Origin of the sequence: Agrobacterium sp. GD03872 (genome assembly GCF_029840625.1) — a bacterium.
Classification (GTDB): domain Bacteria; phylum Pseudomonadota; class Alphaproteobacteria; order Rhizobiales; family Rhizobiaceae; genus Agrobacterium; species Agrobacterium fabrum_A.
Map to the genome: position 1 here is coordinate 45021 of NZ_JAOCCY010000024.1, position 15539 is coordinate 60559.

Here is a 15539-nt window from a genome sequence, read left to right on the forward strand (position 1 = left end):
GAAGAAAGATCGACCATGCGTATTCCCTTCCCTTCCATCAAATATCCGCTGATCGCCATCCTGCGCGGTCTGAAACCCGAGGAAACCGAAGGCGTCGTTGGCGCGCTCATCGAAACCGGCTTCCGGGCGATTGAAATCCCGCTCAATTCACCCGATCCGTTCCGCTCGATCGAGATCGCCGCGAAGATGGCGCCCGCCGATTGCCTGATCGGTGCTGGCACCGTTCTCAGCGTGGAAGACGTGGCCTCGCTGGACGCGGCCGGCGGCAAACTGATGGTGAGCCCCAATGCCGATGCCGATGTGATCGTTGCCGCGCGCGTCAAGGGCATGGTGACGATGCCGGGTGTTCTCACCCCTACCGAGGCGCTGGTGGCCGCAAAGGCCGGCGCGACCGGGCTGAAATTTTTCCCCGCCAGCATCATCGGCCCCGCCGGCATCAATGCCATCAGGACGATCCTGCCGAAGGATCTGGTCATTGCCGCCGTCGGCGGCGTCTCGGACAGGAATTTTGCCGAATATACCTCGGCCGGCATCGTGGCTTTCGGGCTTGGCACCAGCCTTTACAAACCGGGCATGACGGCAGCGGAGGTGCGCGAACGCGCCACTGTCACACTTTCAGCCTATGATGCAGCCATCGGAGGATAAGAGCTTGGCGACTGTTTTTCCCTTTGCCGGACGCGTTCTGGACGAGACTCCGATGTTGCTCGGCGAAGGCCCGACCTTCGACCCTGCGACCGGCACCGCCTGGTGGTTCAATATTCTCGAACGGGAACTGCATGAGCTGCATCTTTCCTCCGGCCGCAAGACCGTGCACGCCCTGCCCTTCATGGGCAGTGCGCTCGCCAGGGTCAGCGACAGCAGGCAGCTGATCGCCTCCGATGACGGGCTTTTCCTGCGTGACACCGCAACCGGCTTGTTGACGCTGCATGCCGAGCTGGAAATGGACCTGCCCGGCAACCGCTCCAATGACGGACGCATGCACCCCTCCGGCGCGCTGTGGATCGGCACCATGGGCCGCAAGGCGGAAACCGGTGCGGGCAGCATCTATCATGTCGCGAAAGGCGTCGTGACCAAGCTGTTTGCCGAGATCAGCATTCCGAATTCGATCTGCTTCTCGCCCGATGGCGCGACGGGATATTACGTCGATACCAAGGTGAACAGGCTGATGCGGGTACCGCTCGATGCCGAGACCGGTCTTCCCGCAGGCAAGGCAGAGGTGTTCATCGATTCCACCGGCATCAAGGGCGGCATCGACGGGTCGGTCTGCGATGCCGAAGGGCATATCTGGAACGCCCGCTGGGGCGTGGGTGCGGTGGATCGCTACGATATGGACGGCAACCACATCGCCCGATATGAGGTGCCCGCAGGACAGACGACCTGCCCGGCCTTCATCGGCCCCGACGCTTCGCGCCTTCTCGTCACCTCGGCGCGCGAACATCTCGATGACGACGCCCTTGCCGCCAATCCACAGCATGGGCTGACGTTCGAGCTGGGGGTTGAGGTGAAGGGGCGGTTCGAGCCGCTTTACAGGCTCTAAGGCGCAGGTTCGGAAAAACAGCACCTGGAACGCTCAATGTAATGGCGTTCCAGAGCCCCACGTTCATGGTCACCCGGTTTTCAGGAAATATCCGACAATATCTCGCGGTAATTCTCGTGCAGATACCGCTGGGTCGCGGCGGCATCGGCGGGGCGGCCGTAGAAATAGCCCTGGCCCATGGCGCAGCCGAGCGCGCGCAGCTTTTCTTCTTCCGCCCGTTCTTCGATCCCTTCGGCAACGACTTCGAGATCGAGCCCTTCGCACATGGCGACGATGGCCTTGATGATATGTTCGGAAGGGCGGTCGCTGCTGATGCGCGAGACGAAGGCGCGGTCGATCTTCACCTTGTCGAAGGTGAAATCGCGCAGGCGGCCGAGGCTCGACTGGCCGGTGCCGAAATCGTCAAGAGAAATGCGAACGCCGGCGCTCTGCAATTCGCTGATGATGCGCTGGGCGGTATCGGCGGATGTCATCACAGCCGTTTCGGTGATTTCAAGCTCCAGCCGGTGCGGGTCGAGGCCGACACGCGAGAGAATGGAGAGAATATTGTCCGCCGTGCTGGGGTCCATCAATTGCGCCGACGAAAGATTGAAGGACAAGAAGAGTTCACGTGGCCAGAACAGCGCCGCTTCCGCCGCCTTTCTGAGCAGGGCTTCCGACAGCGCATCGATAAAACCGCGCTCTTCAGCCAGCGGCACGAAAACGGCGGGCGATACGAAACCGAGGTCCGGATCGTTCCAGCGGGCCAGCGCCTCGAAACCGATGACCTTCGCCTCTTCGAGCCTGACGATGGGCTGGAAATGCACGTCGATGGCGTCGGTAATGATGGCGTTTCTGAGCGCCTGTTCCAGCTGCGTGGCGCGCTTCATTTCCTGCGCGATCTCGCGCGAATAGACCGTGATCTGGCCGCGGCCACGCCTCTTGGAGCGATAGAGCGCCGTCTCGGCGCTTTTCAGCAAATCCTCGAATTCATCGCCGGCGAAGGGATAGATGGCAAAACCGAAGGAGGAGGACAGGCGCACATTGCGGTCGCCGAGATCGTAAGGGGCCGAAAGCACGTCCTTGATCATGTTGCCGATGCGCTCGGCGCCGGTGCGTTCGAAGACCAGCGGCAGCACGAAGGCGAATTCGTCGCCGTCATGGCGCGTCACAATCGCGCCATCGGGAATACAGGCCTTCAGCCGATGCGCGACCTGGCAGAGGATTTCATCGCCCGCCTGCACGCCGAAAAGATCGTTGATGGGTTTGAAGCCGTCTATATTGGCGATGCCGACCGTAAAGGGTGCTGGATCGCTGGAGCGCTCGCTGGCAAGCATACGAATCTTGTCCCGCAGACGGTAGCGATTGCCGAGCCCCGTCAACGGATCGCTGTAGGCCATCGCCTGCAGCTCGTTCTGGCTGACCTGCAACGTTTGCGGTTCTGCCCGTTTCATTCCTGCATCTCGTGAATCCTGTGTCGACCGCGCTCACAATGCAGGGCAAGTATTAAAAAAGCCATAGCCTCCGCGCAAAGGACGCTTCAGGCCTGCAATCGCAACCCATCCTTGCCGAAAAGCCGCAGGAAAACCGCCTCGACCATATCCGGGCTGACAGGTTTCAACAGCATGTCGTCCATGCCTGATGCCAGGCATTTGTCGAGATCGCCCTCGAATGCGTGGGTGATGACGCCGACGATGGGAATGTGCTTTTCGCCGCCGAGGCTGCGCATGCGGCGCGCGACCTCGAAGCCGTCCATATCGCCAAGCGTGGTGTCGAGCAGGACGGCGGAGGGCGATTGTTCCGTAAAGAGACGCAAGGCTTCCTCACCCGAGGTGGCAAGCCGCCAGGACAGGCCCAGGCCTTCGAGTATCTGCGAAAAGACGATCTGGTTGACCCTGTTATCCTCGACAAGAAGTATCTCGCAGACGCCGCCGGTCTTGAGGATTTCGGGCAGGTCATCCGTCATGATTTCCCAATCCTCGTCGGCGGCTTTTTCCTTCGGTAAGGATTTTAGCCCGGCCGCGAGATGATGCAGCAGCGATGCGTCGATCTCCTCTTCCTCGATGATGACGACGGGCAGATCGTGCGCAGCGGCAATGTCGAGGCATGCGACGCTCATCTGGGCGTCGACGACGACGACATCGATCTTCACCCCGGCGGTGGCGGCGACATCGATGAATGCCCGTTGCTCGTCCTCGCTCGTCACGGCCGCATGGTCCATGCCGCCTGCGGCAAGCCGCCGGGCGGCAGCCTCCGCAAAACGCCCGCTGTCGGAAACGATCAGCACCGCCTTGCTCTTCAAAAGCCCGCCGCGGCTGTCCGGCTCCTCATCCTTGCCATAAACGGAAGCGACGAAGGGGACATGTTCGAGCGAGGGGATGACGGGCATGCCGTTGGCATCGATGGTGGCGAGCGCGGTCACGTCCTCCATCGTCGTCACCAGAAAATACCGGCCGGGCCTGCCCACGCGCTGCTTGCGGGTGATCGTCAGCACCTCTTCGCCATTCAGGCGTTTCACCCTTTCGGGGATGATGCTCGGCGTGCCGCTGTCCAGCACCATGCGATCGGCAGCATCGATGTGCCCGGCGACCTTGCGCGAATGCAGATCGAAAACGGTGCGGCCGAGAATGCTCTCGGGGCTGGTTTCGACCAGCGCGCAGGCGGATCTGTTGACGGCGGCATAGGCCAGGTTGCGATCCTTGACGAAGACCGGAAACGGCAGATTGTCGAGAATATCCTCAATGAGCTGCACCCGCTCAAGGTCGATGCGCCATTGCTCTTCACGTTTCTTCTGTTCGGAAATATCGGCCACCACGCTGATGCCGAGGCCGGACGGCAGGCGGTTCATGACGAAGCGCAGGAAGCGTTCTCCCTTCAGCCGCTCGGTTTTTTCCGATCTTTCCTTCCAGTGCAGCGCCAGCCGCTCGCCGATCCATTCTTCCCGGCCGAGCTGACGGGCGTTGGCGGAGAGGCTTTCCACCTCGAGCAGATAACAATCGTATAGCGCGCTCAGATAGTCGCGCAGCCGCGCGCCCGGGTCGATGACGGCCTCTTCCAGCGGGAAAAAGCTGAGGAGTTTCCGGCTCGCGAAAATAATGTGATCGTTACGGTCGTAAACGACGATCGCCGCGCCAAGCGCGTCGCAAAGGGCATCAAGCATCACCGTGTGAACGCCCGCGCCAGAGGACGCCAAATCACTCAACTGCAAACTCCCGCCTGTTTTTCAGGGGTCAGGCTTATGTTTCTATTGGAATCGCCCCAGGGCAAATGCCGGGATGAAACGAAAAATTCCGAAAAAGAGACATCAGGGTCTGCCACTTGAAGCAGTCTTGAGGGGAAGATGACGCTCACCCATAGTCGACGTCACACACCGCCCGGCGAAGGCGGCCCCGTTCCTGCGGTCATTTCAAGCCGTCCCACCATAATCAAGGCCGATTAAAGGCGGATTAACGCTTACCCGGATGTTGACGGAAACGATCAAATGCCCAACAGGCGGCAAAACATGTGCAAATGTCCGGCAGTTGAGTTTTTTGCTTTCGAAGCCCCGGCGAATCCGCGAAAATGACGATCATGGCCATCAAGCAGCTTTCAGAAACCCTCATCAACCAGATCGCCGCCGGCGAGGTCATCGAAAGACCCTCCAGCGCCACGAAGGAACTGGTGGAAAACGCCATCGACGCGGGCGCGACCCGGATCGAGATCGCCACGGCGGGCGGCGGCAAGGGGCTGGTGCGGATTACCGATAACGGCTCCGGCATGTCGCCCGCCGATCTGGAGCTTGCGGTCAGGCGTCATTGCACCTCGAAAATTTCCAATACACTTGACGATATCCGCACGCTCGGATTTCGCGGCGAGGCGCTGCCCTCCATCGGCTCGGTCGCCAAGCTGACGATTACCAGCCGCCAACAGGGCGCGGAACAGGGTTCGGTAATTTCCGTTACCGGCGGCAAGGTGTCCGATGTGCGGCCCGCCGCCTCGAATGCCGGCACCATCGTCGAGGTGCGCGACCTGTTTTTTGCCACGCCGGCGCGGCTGAAATTCCTGAAGACGGAACGCGCCGAGGCGGCCGCCATCACCGAAGTCGTCAAACGGATGGCGATCGCCTTTCCGCATATCCGTTTCGTGCTTTCCGGCACCGACCGTTCGACGCTCGAAATCCCTTCGACCGGCGACGATCATCTGGCCCGCATGGCGCAGATTCTCGGTGCCGAGTTCAAGGACAACGCCATCGAGATCGACGCCGGGCGCGAGGATGTAACGCTGACCGGTTTTGCCGGTGTTCCGACCTTCAATCGCGGCAACTCGGCGCATCAATATGTCTTCGTCAATGGTCGCCCGGTGCAGGACAAGCTGCTTTTATCCGCCATTCGCGGCGCCTATGCCGAAACCGTGCCGCATGGGCGATATCCGGTCGCGGTGCTGTCCATCACGCTCGATCCCGCCTTTGTGGATGTGAATGTGCATCCGGCAAAATCCGACGTGCGTTTTCGCGATCCCGGCCTCATTCGCGGGCTGATCGTCGGTGCTATCAGGCAGGCGCTGACGCGTGACGGCGACAGGGCCGCGACGACGGGTGCGAGCCAGATGATGAACGCCTTCCGCCCCGGCTACAGCCCGTCCGGCCTCCGGCCCTCGTCTTCCATGGCAGCCCCCGCGCCATGGTCCGCCGCCACCTCGCCCTCTCGCCCGCTTGCGGTTTCAGGCGGGACACAATTTGCAGAGGCCGTGCAGTCACGCTTTTCCGACATTACCATGCCGACGGCGCGGGCCGAGCCGCGGGAGACTTACGAGGCCGCCACAAGCTCCTCGCCGGAACCGGTGCTTTATCCGCTGGGTGCGGCGCGGGCGCAGCTGCATGAGAACTACATCATCGCACAGACGGAAAACGGCCTCGTCATCGTCGATCAGCATGCCGCGCATGAGCGGCTGGTATTCGAGGAAATGCGCAACGCGCTGCATTCCCGGCGTCCGCCGTCGCAGGTGCTGCTCATTCCAGAGATCATCGACCTGCCGGAAGAGGATTGCGACCGGCTGATGGATCATGCCGCCGGTTTTGATGCGCTGGGCCTCGTCATCGAGCGTTTCGGGCCGGGCGCGGTCGCCGTCCGGGAAACGCCCGCCATGCTGGGCGAAGTCAATGTACAGGGGCTGGTGCGCCAGCTTGCCGACGAGATTGCCGAATGGGACGCCGCCTCCACGCTTGCCAACAAGCTGGAATATGTTGCCGCCACCATGGCCTGCCACGGTTCCGTGCGCTCCGGCCGGCGGATGCGGCCGGAGGAGATGAATGCGCTTCTGCGGCAAATGGAAAACACGCCGGGCTCCGGCCAGTGCAACCACGGCCGGCCGACCTATATCGAACTGAAACTTTCCGATATAGAACGGCTCTTCGGCCGTAGCTGACGCCGCAAGCAGGCGGGGCTGGCCTTGCGCCGCGCCGGGCTATATAAATTTGAGATACTGGAGCACCCAATTGTTCAGGAAAACGCTGCGCCGTTTCGGACTGGGTGCCCTGACGGGACAGAGCAGGAGACGAAAACGGATGAACAGATTTGAAGGAGGCGGCAACCGCCTCGCCGTCATCGAATATCTCGACGGGGACTTCCGCATCGTCCAGACCGGCTCGCACGTCATCTGCGCCATGACAGGCAAAAGCATCCCGCTCGATGAGCTGCGCTACTGGAGCGTAGCGCGGCAGGAGGCCTATGTGGATGCGGCGGCTTCGCTGGAGGCCGAAAAGAAGGCTGGCAATTTGCCGGCGTGAGTTGGGAAGCGGCGCGTTGAGTATAGCGCGTGTGCCTCCCCTCATCCCTGTGCTTGTCACAGGGATCCAGCCAGCCCAAGTCCTTGGGCTGATAGGACTCTTTCCGCTACGCAGACGCGCTCCGACTGGATTCCTGCGACAAGCACAGGAATGAGGAGAAGTGGGTGCACGGTGGTTTATTTTCTCGGTGCTCTAGAGCGACGTCCGCGCATTCTCCCGAAGCAGGCGCGCGCGGCAGTTCCCCACCGCCGTATCGATAATCGTCGCGGCCGCGTTGGGGTCGTCGAACACCATGTCGATTTCGATCACCAGGCTGTTCCACAACAATTCTTCCGCCCGGCCGTGGTGCCCGTTGAGCCGCACGGCATCCTTGGCCGTCGTCACCAGTTGCAGGTTCTCTTTATCGGCGTCCTGCAGTAGGTCGGCGATCTCATCGTCGCTGAAATGGTGATGATCCGGGAAAGAGCGCTGCAGCACGATGTCGCCGCCGAGCGCCTCGACGGTTCGATAAAACTTGGCCGGGTCGGCGATACCAGCATAGGCCAGCACGCGTCTTCCCCTGAAATCCTGCGGCTCCTGCGGCGTGATCGCCGCCACGAAAACGGGTTTGGCGGCCTTCGCCGCCTGCCGGACCAGGGCATCGGCCGCATGGCCGTTGCCGACCTTCAGGAGCCCGGTCATGTGCCGCATCTGCTCGGAAAGCGGCGCTCTTACCGGACCGCCCGGCACGAGATGGCCATTGCCGATGCCGCGCGTCGTATCGATGACGACGAGCGCATAATCCAGCGTCAGGCGTGCGCTCTGGAAGCCGTCATCCATGATGATGAGATCGACGCCCTCCTTCACCAGCCGGTGTGCGCCTTCCACCCGCTTGCGGGAAATGACCGTAACCGCCTCTCGCGCCAGAAGCAGCGGCTCATCGCCGACATCGGCCGAGCGGTGCTGCCCGGGATCGACAAGCGTGGTGACGTCGAGCGTGCCGCCGTAACCGCGGCTGAGAAATCCGGGTTTCAGGCCTTTTGCAACGGCGGCTCTCGCAATTGCCATCGCCGTCGGTGTCTTGCCGGCGCCGCCCACGGTGAAATTGCCGATGCAGATAACCGGAACGGCAACGCTTGCCCTCTTCGCCGTTCGCATCCGCCGGCCGGCTATCTTGCCGTAAAGAAGCGAGAAAGGAGACAGGAGCCACGCCTGCCAGCCCGCTTTCTGCCACCAGAACGGCGGCGCTTCAGAAACCATCTATTCCCGCTCCCGGCCGCGTCGCCCACGGCATTCCGTTCGCCCGTCACATGTCAGGAGGTTGTTTGCCAGAAAAAACCGTAAATTGCAAAAATCGAACAGAGGGGTTTGATGGAACCGCACCCGGCCCGGCGGAAATCCCACCGGGTTCAGAGAGGCCGTTCCGGCAAAAGCGCTTCAAGCCCCGTGATGTCATCGAAACAATAATCGGCATCGGCGCCAAGGCTTTCGAGCGAGCCTGTTCCGGTCAAAACGGCGATGCGCAGACCGGCACCGGCATTCTTCGCCATGTGCAGATCGTGATTATTGTCGCCGACAACAGCCACACGTTCCGGCGGAAAGCCTATTGCCTCGCAGAAACCGAGAACCATGCCGGGCTGCGGCTTGGTGCCGTAACCGCTGTCATATCCCGCGACAAAATCGACGTCCTTTTCGAAACCGAAGCGGATGGCCGTCTGGCGGATGGAGTTTTCATTGTCGCTGGAGGCAATGCCGAGCTTGTAGCCGCGCGCCTTCAGCCTTGCGAAAAACGCCTTGAGATCGGTCACCGGCACGGATTTATCCGCCGCCTCGGTGAACAACCGGTCAAGGCGCGCCGTCAGTTCCCCGACATCGCAGGGCGAGCCGGCGGCAACCAGACCGGCGGCGATTTCCGCCGTATTGCCGGCGGCCAGAAGGCTGTCCGGCACGACATGGCCGGTGACCGGGTCCATGCCGCAGGCGGAAAGAAGCCGGTCGGCGAGAACGGCATCGCCCATCGCCGCAATAGCCGCCAGCTCGCGGTTCACCGGACCCCAGCTGGCGTCATAACCGAGAAGCGTACCGTCCTTGTCGAAAAGGACCGCGACGATCGATTGCGCCGTGTTGAGTTCGATATCCGCTACCATGAACCGATGGCGCTCCGCGGTTGCAGCTTGGCGGAAACGGTGAGCGGATTGATATAGGGTTCCAGCGCCTTGACGGTGGAGGACAGCGCGCCGCGCATATCCTGAATGACCCGGTTGCCCGCATCGATCATCTTGTAACGCTCATTGTCGTTGACCAGCAGATAATGCACCGCCTTGGCCAGCATCTCGACATCGCGGATGATGCGACCGCCGCCGGCGCGGATCAGCTTCTGATAGGCCTCGCGGAAATTCTGCACATGCGCACCAGACAGGACCGCGCAGCCGAGCATTGCCGGCTCCAGCGGGTTCTGCCCGCCCTCGGCAGTCAAGGAGCGGCCGACGAAGGCAAGCTCGGTCAGCCGCAGGTAAAGTCCCATCTCACCGATGGAATCGCCGAGGAAAATATCGGTTTCCGGGGTGATCACGTCATTGCGGCTGCGGCGGGCGACGGTCAGCCCCATGCCCTTCAGCATCGCCTCGACATCATCGCCGCGCTCGGGATGGCGCGGCACGATGATGGTCAGTTGGCCGTTGCGCGACTTGATCGCCGCATGCACGGTGGCGGCAGCCTTCTCCTCGCCGTCGAAAGTGGAGATGGCGGCCCATGTCTTGCGATTGCCGACCTGCTTGCGATAGCTCTCCAGAAGCGCCTCGTCGCAGGGCGGCGGGTCGGTATCACCCTTGAGATTGCCCGAAATCACAACCGGCCAGGAGCCGAGATCACGGAAGCGCTCGGCATCGAGATCGGACTGCGCAACCACCAGCGCCAGCTTGGAAAACAGCGATTCTGCAATGTCGTGCCGGGCTTTCCAGCGGTCGAAAGAACGGTCTGAGAGACGCGCATTGACGCGGATCTGCGGAATGTGCCGGCGTTCCAGCTCCATCATCGTCACCGGCCAGATTTCCGATTCAGCGGTGATGGCGGCATCCGGCGCCCAGTAGGCCAGAAAACGGTTGACCGCGATCTTGATATCGAGCGGCACATATTGATGGATCACATCGTCGCCGAGCCTCGTGCGGGTCAGTTCGGCCGAGGTGACGGTGCCGGTGGTCAAAAGCACGAAGATATCGCGCTTGCGGATTTCGCGGATCAGCGGAATAAGCGCCAGCGTTTCGCCCACGCTTGCGGCATGGAACCAGACCAGCGGCCCGCGCGGGCGCTCGGCGCTGGCATAACCGAAGCGTTCGAGCCTTCGGCGCTTGTCTTCCTTGCCCTTCGCCGCCCGATAGGAAAGATAGGGCTTGGCGAACGGGTAAGCGGCGATACCGGCAATGCGGTAACCGGAAAGAGCGAAACGTGCGATACGGCTGCTCATGACATTCTGCCCTTGATCATTCCGCGCAATGCCCTTCCCCTGTTTTTGGTTGTTATCGCCGCCTACTTCTTCTCAAATTGCGTCATTTTTTGTCATCGGAAACGAAAGCGCGATCACATTTTCTCGCCCCGGTATTCCCGGCCTGCGCCGCTCGCGCAGGAATCACGGAAAAACTCGCTTTCACCCGATAGTATTACAACGCAAGGGCAAAAGGACTCAAATTTTGTCGTCCGGATTGAGGAGACGGTGCATATGCACGATAAAATAACGCATATGGGCGTTATCGACAGTCATCTGCGCCTTGGACTTCCATGCGGTGAGCGCGGAAGCATAGTCCGGATAGATACCGACGATATCGAGCGCCTTCAAATCCCGGAACTGAACATCCTGAAGGTTTTCAAGTTCGCCGCCGAAGACGAGGTGCAGCAGCTGTTTCGGTTTGCCAGATTCCGTCATGTCTTTATCTCTTTCTTAAACTCTGAGAGAGGCCTTCATCTGCGGGATTTCCCGGCAAACGTCAACTGTCAGACAGATGTGAAAACGCTTTCAAAAGTGCAGGCAGCGCATAATCTGCTGCAGCGCACAATGCGGAGTGGTTAACCTGCCGGCGATTATACATCAGAGGTTTTCCATCGAGCCCGACCAGACGGCCGCCGGCCTTCTCCAGAATGAGGTCGGCCGCGGCCAGATCCCACTCGTGGGAGTTCGCCTTGACCAGCGTTCCGTCGATGCGGCCATCCGCCACCATGGCCAGCCGGTAGGCGAGCGAGGGCACATGCGGAATGCGCTTGACGCCGCCCCGCACTTCTTCCGGCAGATGCGTAATCACGTCTTCGGGTGCGGCCAGATGGAAGATGCCGGCATTTTCGCGCGTTGCAAAAACGGGTGACCCGTTTTTCAGGGCTTCGCCGCCTTCAAATGCGGTGAACTCCTCCGCCAGCGCCGGCGCCACAAGAACGCCAACGACCGGCCGCCCCTCATGCACCACCGCGACGCTGACGCACCAGGTATCCCGGCCGCCGATGAAGGCGCGGGTGCCGTCGATGGGGTCGACGACAAAAACGGTGGAGCGGGAAAGCCTGTCCGTATCGTCATCCGTCTCTTCGGAAAGCCAGCCATAGTCCGGTCGGGCGGAGCGCAGGATGGTTTCGAGGATTTCATTGGCGGCATAGTCGGCCGCGCTGACCGGCGAAAGCCCGCCATTCTTCCACCAGACCTCGGGATCTTTGCGGAAGAAACCGAGGGCCGTCTCGCCCGCCTTACGGGCGGCTTCCAGCACCAGCCTCAGATCGGAGGCCCAGCGGGCCTCAGCCATATCGTTCATTTTGCCGTCTTTTCCGCGCGCCTCACACGGCGCGCCCGTTTTTCTTTTCGCACTTGCACACAAAGCGCCGGCGAAAACAACCCGCAGGCCGTCTCACTTGCCCGCGATCGTCATGCCTTCGATGGCGAGCGTCGAGGCCGCGACGCCATATTTGCGGTCGATATCGTTAGCCGGCGTGACCCGCATGAACATGTCCTTCAGGTTCGAGGCGATGGTGACCTCGGAAACCGCGAAGGTCTTTTCGCCGTTCTCGATCCAGAAACCGCTGGCGCCGCAGCTATATTCACCCGTGATCATATTGGCGCCGTGGCCGATCAGCTCGGTGACGTAAAAGCCGGTTCCGACCTGTCGCAGCAGGTCCTCCGGCGAGAGATCGCCCGGCTCCAGCGCCAGATTGGTGGAAGCCGGCGAAACCGCCGTGCCACCGCGCACGCCCCGACCGTTGGTTTCAAGGCCAAGCTCCCGCGCCGCCGAGGTGGAGAGGAACCAGTGCTTGAGAACACCGTCCTCGATCATCGTCATCTTCTCACCGCGCACGCCCTCGCCATCGAAGGGACGCGAGGACGGGCCGCGCACGATCTGCGGATCATCGGTGAGATAAAGGCCCTTTTTCAGGACCTGCTGGCCCATTTTATCGCGCAGGAAGCTGGTCTTGCGGGCAACCGAAGCGCCGTTGATGGCGCCGGCAATCGCACCGACGAAACCGCGGGCGATGCGCGGATCGAAGACCACTGTGATGTTGCTGCCGGTATCGACCTGACGCGGACCGACGCGGCGCACGACTTTTTCACCGGCGCGGCGGCCGATTTCTTCGGCGGCATCGAGATCGGCATAATAAAGGCGGCTGTCGAAATCGTAGTCGCGCTCCATCTTCGTGCCTTCGCCGGCGATGACGCTGACGGAACGGCTGAAGCGGCTGCCCATATAGCTGCCGGAAAAACCGTGCGAGGTGGCAAGCACCAGGCCGCCCATGCCGCTCGATGCGCCGGCGCCTGAGGAATTGCTGACGCCCTTGACGGCCAGCGCCGCCTCTTCCGAAGCAAGGGCCGCCTCGCGCAGCTGATCGGCCGACACTTCCGTCGCATCGAAAAGCTCGAGATCGTCATAGGATGTCGCAAGCCGCTCCTTGTCCGCCAGGCAGGCGAAGGGATCTTCCGGCGAAACCTTCGCCATGGCGACGGCCCGCTCCGCCAAGGTCTTCAGGTCGAAGCCCGGATTGGCCGAAACGCTCGCCACCCGGCGGCCAACGAAGACGCGCAGGGAAAAGTCGTCGCTTTCGGAGGATTCGGTGCTTTCAACCTTGCCCAGCCGCACGCCGACCGATTGCGAGCGGGAGCGGACGACAACGGCATCCGCCTCATCCGCACCGGCGGCGCGGGCAAGATCGACAAGCTCACTGGCGCGATCGAGAAGTTTGGAAGAATCTATTTCTGAGGACATGAGTTGGCCTTTCATTCCTGTTCCATTTATTGTGCCAAGAACCCCGCATCAAGGGCGAAACGCCGCTTTCTCCATTCGGACGGTATTGTCGCCACCCTATTCGAAAGTCCGCCCGCATGACCGAGCACGACGCTCTCTTTTTCGAACCCCTGCTGCTTCTGGCCGGTGCGGTCATCGCGGCCTCGGTTTTCCGCAAGCTAGGGCTTGGCACCGTGCTGGGCTATCTGGTGGCGGGCATCGTCATCGGGCCGGCCCTGCATCTGGTCACGGATGCGAAGGACATCTTCAACGTCTCGGAACTGGGCGTGGTTTTCCTGCTCTTCATCATCGGCCTGGAACTGAAACCCTCGCGTATCTGGCAGATGCGCCGCGATATTTTAGGTCTCGGGCTGGCGCAGGTGCTGGTGACGGGCAGCGTTCTTGCGGTCATAGCCTGGTGGGCGGGGTTGATCGATGCGCGCGGCAGCCTCGTTGCCGGTTTTGGCCTTGCGCTTTCCTCCACCGCCTTTGCGCTGCAGATCCTTGCCGATGACGGCGACATGAACACCCGGCACGGCAATCGCTCCTTCTCGATCCTGCTGTTTCAGGACCTCGCCATCGTGCCGCTGCTTGCGCTCGTCACCATTCTTTCCAACCGGCCGGATGTGCCGACGGATTCAATGGCGAACGATCTCGTCGCTTCGGTCGTTGCCGTGGCCGGCATGGTGCTGGCCGGGCGGTATCTGCTGACGCCGATGTTCCAGATCATCGCCCGCACCGGTGCGAGGGAGGTGATGATCGCCGCCGCGCTCTTCGTCGTCATCGGCGCGGCCGCCATCATGGAGGCCGTCGGGCTTTCGATGGGCATGGGCGCGCTGCTGGCGGGGCTGATGCTGTCGGAATCCTCCTATCGGCACGAGCTGGAAGCCGATATCGAGCCGTTTCGCGGCCTGTTTCTGGCGCTGTTCTTCATGGCGGTGGGCATGTCGCTGCATATCCGCATCGTCTATGAGAATATTGTGCTTATCCTGATCGCCGTACCTGTCATGATGGCGGTGAAGGCGGCCCTGATCTATGGCCTCTGCCGTATTGCCGGCTCGTCCCGTTATGCCTCGAGCCGCATCGCGCTGCTTCTGGCGCAGGGCGGCGAATTCGGCTTCGTGCTTTTCACCACGGCGGCCGCCTCCGGGCTGTTTCCGCAGGCGACGGCTTCGATCCTCGTTGCCGTCGTCACGCTTTCCATGGCGCTGACGCCGCTTCTGGCGGTGATTTCACGCCGGCTGACGGCGGAGGATGCGGAAGAGGACAAGCTGGAGGAGGATTTCGACGGGGCGGGTGCGGATGTGCTGATGATCGGCTTTTCCCGCTTCGGCCAGATCGCCTCGCAGATCCTGCTCGCCGGCGGGCGCGACGTGACCGTGATCGACAGTTCCGCCGACCGCGTGCGTCAGGCCGCCCGTTTCGGTTTCCGTATCTTTTTCGGCGACGGCACCCGCAAGGACGTGCTGATCGCCGCCGGCATCGAGCGGGCCGATCTCGTGGCGGTCTGCACCCACAAGAAGGAGGTGACTGACCGTATCATCGACATGATCCAGTCGGAATTTCCGAGCGTGCGCATCTATGCCCGCTCCTATGACCGCGTGCACTCCCTCGACCTCAGGAAAAAGGGCGTGGAATATGAGATCCGCGAAACGCTGGAATCAGGCCTGCTGTTCGGCAGGCGCATTCTGGAGGGGCTGGATATGGAGAGCGAAAGGGCGCTGGCGATTGCCGACGACATTCGCGAACGCGACGAGGAGCGGTTGCAGCTACAGGCCGTGGAGGGCCTCGCCGCCGGCCGGCAGATGTTGCACAACAAGCCGGTGCGCGAGGTGAAGCCCGAACCGCTGATGAAGCCGAAGACCAAGGCGGAAAAGTGGGAGGAGGAAGAGGATAAGGAGGACAGCGAGACGGAAGTTTCGCTGTAATATTTGGGGACATAGCTCGACGTTGCCGGTCGTTTCTTCTCCCCGCCGGGGAGAAGATGGCCCGAAGGGTCAGATGAGGGGGCAAGCTTGCGGTTTATCGCTGAGCT

At 61.7% G+C, this 15539-nt stretch carries 13 protein-coding genes; 5 read left to right on the top strand and 8 right to left on the bottom strand.

Features of this window, described 5'->3' with window-relative positions; genetic code table 11:
- Positions 1-15: 15 nt before the first annotated feature.
- Both N5D22_RS25765 and N5D22_RS25770 read left to right on the top strand, forming a co-directional pair.
- Positions 16-645 carry a 2-dehydro-3-deoxy-6-phosphogalactonate aldolase gene (locus N5D22_RS25765; protein WP_262534866.1) on the top strand — a complete coding sequence of 210 codons (630 nt, stop codon included), beginning with the start codon at positions 16-18 and terminating at the stop codon, positions 643-645.
- Positions 646-649: 4 nt separating this feature from the next.
- Complete coding sequence (locus tag N5D22_RS25770) at positions 650-1537, top strand: SMP-30/gluconolactonase/LRE family protein (protein ID WP_279658903.1); 888 nt, start codon at positions 650-652, stop codon at positions 1535-1537.
- 80 nt (positions 1538-1617) lie between these two features.
- On the opposite strand, the gene N5D22_RS25775 is transcribed toward N5D22_RS25770, so the two are convergent.
- Positions 1618-2970, bottom strand: coding sequence for an EAL domain-containing protein (locus tag N5D22_RS25775; protein WP_279658902.1), 1353 nt, complete (start codon positions 2968-2970; stop codon positions 1618-1620).
- An 86-nt stretch (positions 2971-3056) separates the two neighbouring features.
- The gene (locus N5D22_RS25780) at positions 3057-4676 is read right to left on the bottom strand and encodes a response regulator (RefSeq protein ID WP_347881163.1); all 1620 of its coding nucleotides are present in this window, start codon (positions 4674-4676) and stop codon (positions 3057-3059) included.
- A 410-nt stretch (positions 4677-5086) separates the two neighbouring features.
- Between N5D22_RS25780 and mutL the strand changes: the two genes are divergently transcribed.
- Together mutL and N5D22_RS25790 are read left to right on the top strand one after the other, a co-directional pair.
- Complete coding sequence (gene mutL, locus N5D22_RS25785) at positions 5087-6919, top strand: DNA mismatch repair endonuclease MutL (RefSeq protein WP_279658918.1); 1833 nt, start codon at positions 5087-5089, stop codon at positions 6917-6919.
- 139 nt (positions 6920-7058) lie between these two features.
- A complete protein-coding gene (locus N5D22_RS25790; RefSeq protein ID WP_279658900.1) occupies positions 7059-7280 on the top strand; it encodes a DUF2093 domain-containing protein in 222 nt (73 codons plus the stop codon).
- Between the two features lie 192 nt (positions 7281-7472).
- Here N5D22_RS25790 and lpxK read toward each other — a convergent pair whose 3' ends face one another.
- From lpxK to N5D22_RS25820, 6 genes are all read right to left on the bottom strand, one after another.
- On the bottom strand, positions 7473-8519 hold the full coding sequence (gene lpxK, locus N5D22_RS25795; protein WP_279658899.1) for a tetraacyldisaccharide 4'-kinase: 1047 nt from the start codon (positions 8517-8519) through the stop codon (positions 7473-7475).
- Positions 8520-8668: 149 nt separating this feature from the next.
- On the bottom strand, positions 8669-9406 hold the full coding sequence (locus tag N5D22_RS25800) for an HAD family hydrolase (RefSeq protein WP_279658898.1): 738 nt from the start codon (positions 9404-9406) through the stop codon (positions 8669-8671).
- Positions 9400-10722, bottom strand: a complete 1323-nt coding sequence (waaA, locus tag N5D22_RS25805; protein ID WP_279658897.1) for a lipid IV(A) 3-deoxy-D-manno-octulosonic acid transferase — start codon at positions 10720-10722, stop codon at positions 9400-9402. Before waaA ends, N5D22_RS25800 begins: the two co-directional genes overlap by 7 nt.
- A gap of 216 nt (positions 10723-10938) precedes the next feature.
- Positions 10939-11178 carry a DUF4170 domain-containing protein gene (locus tag N5D22_RS25810; protein WP_279658896.1) on the bottom strand — a complete coding sequence of 80 codons (240 nt, stop codon included), beginning with the start codon at positions 11176-11178 and terminating at the stop codon, positions 10939-10941.
- 61 nt (positions 11179-11239) lie between these two features.
- Complete coding sequence (locus N5D22_RS25815; protein ID WP_279658895.1) at positions 11240-12046, bottom strand: 3'(2'),5'-bisphosphate nucleotidase CysQ; 807 nt, start codon at positions 12044-12046, stop codon at positions 11240-11242.
- A 93-nt stretch (positions 12047-12139) separates the two neighbouring features.
- Positions 12140-13486, bottom strand: a complete 1347-nt coding sequence (locus tag N5D22_RS25820; protein ID WP_279658894.1) for a TldD/PmbA family protein — start codon at positions 13484-13486, stop codon at positions 12140-12142.
- 116 nt (positions 13487-13602) lie between these two features.
- On the opposite strand from N5D22_RS25820, the gene N5D22_RS25825 reads away from it, so the two are divergent.
- Positions 13603-15432 carry a monovalent cation:proton antiporter-2 (CPA2) family protein gene (locus tag N5D22_RS25825; RefSeq protein WP_279658893.1) on the top strand — a complete coding sequence of 610 codons (1830 nt, stop codon included), beginning with the start codon at positions 13603-13605 and terminating at the stop codon, positions 15430-15432.
- Positions 15433-15539: the final 107 nt, after the last annotated feature.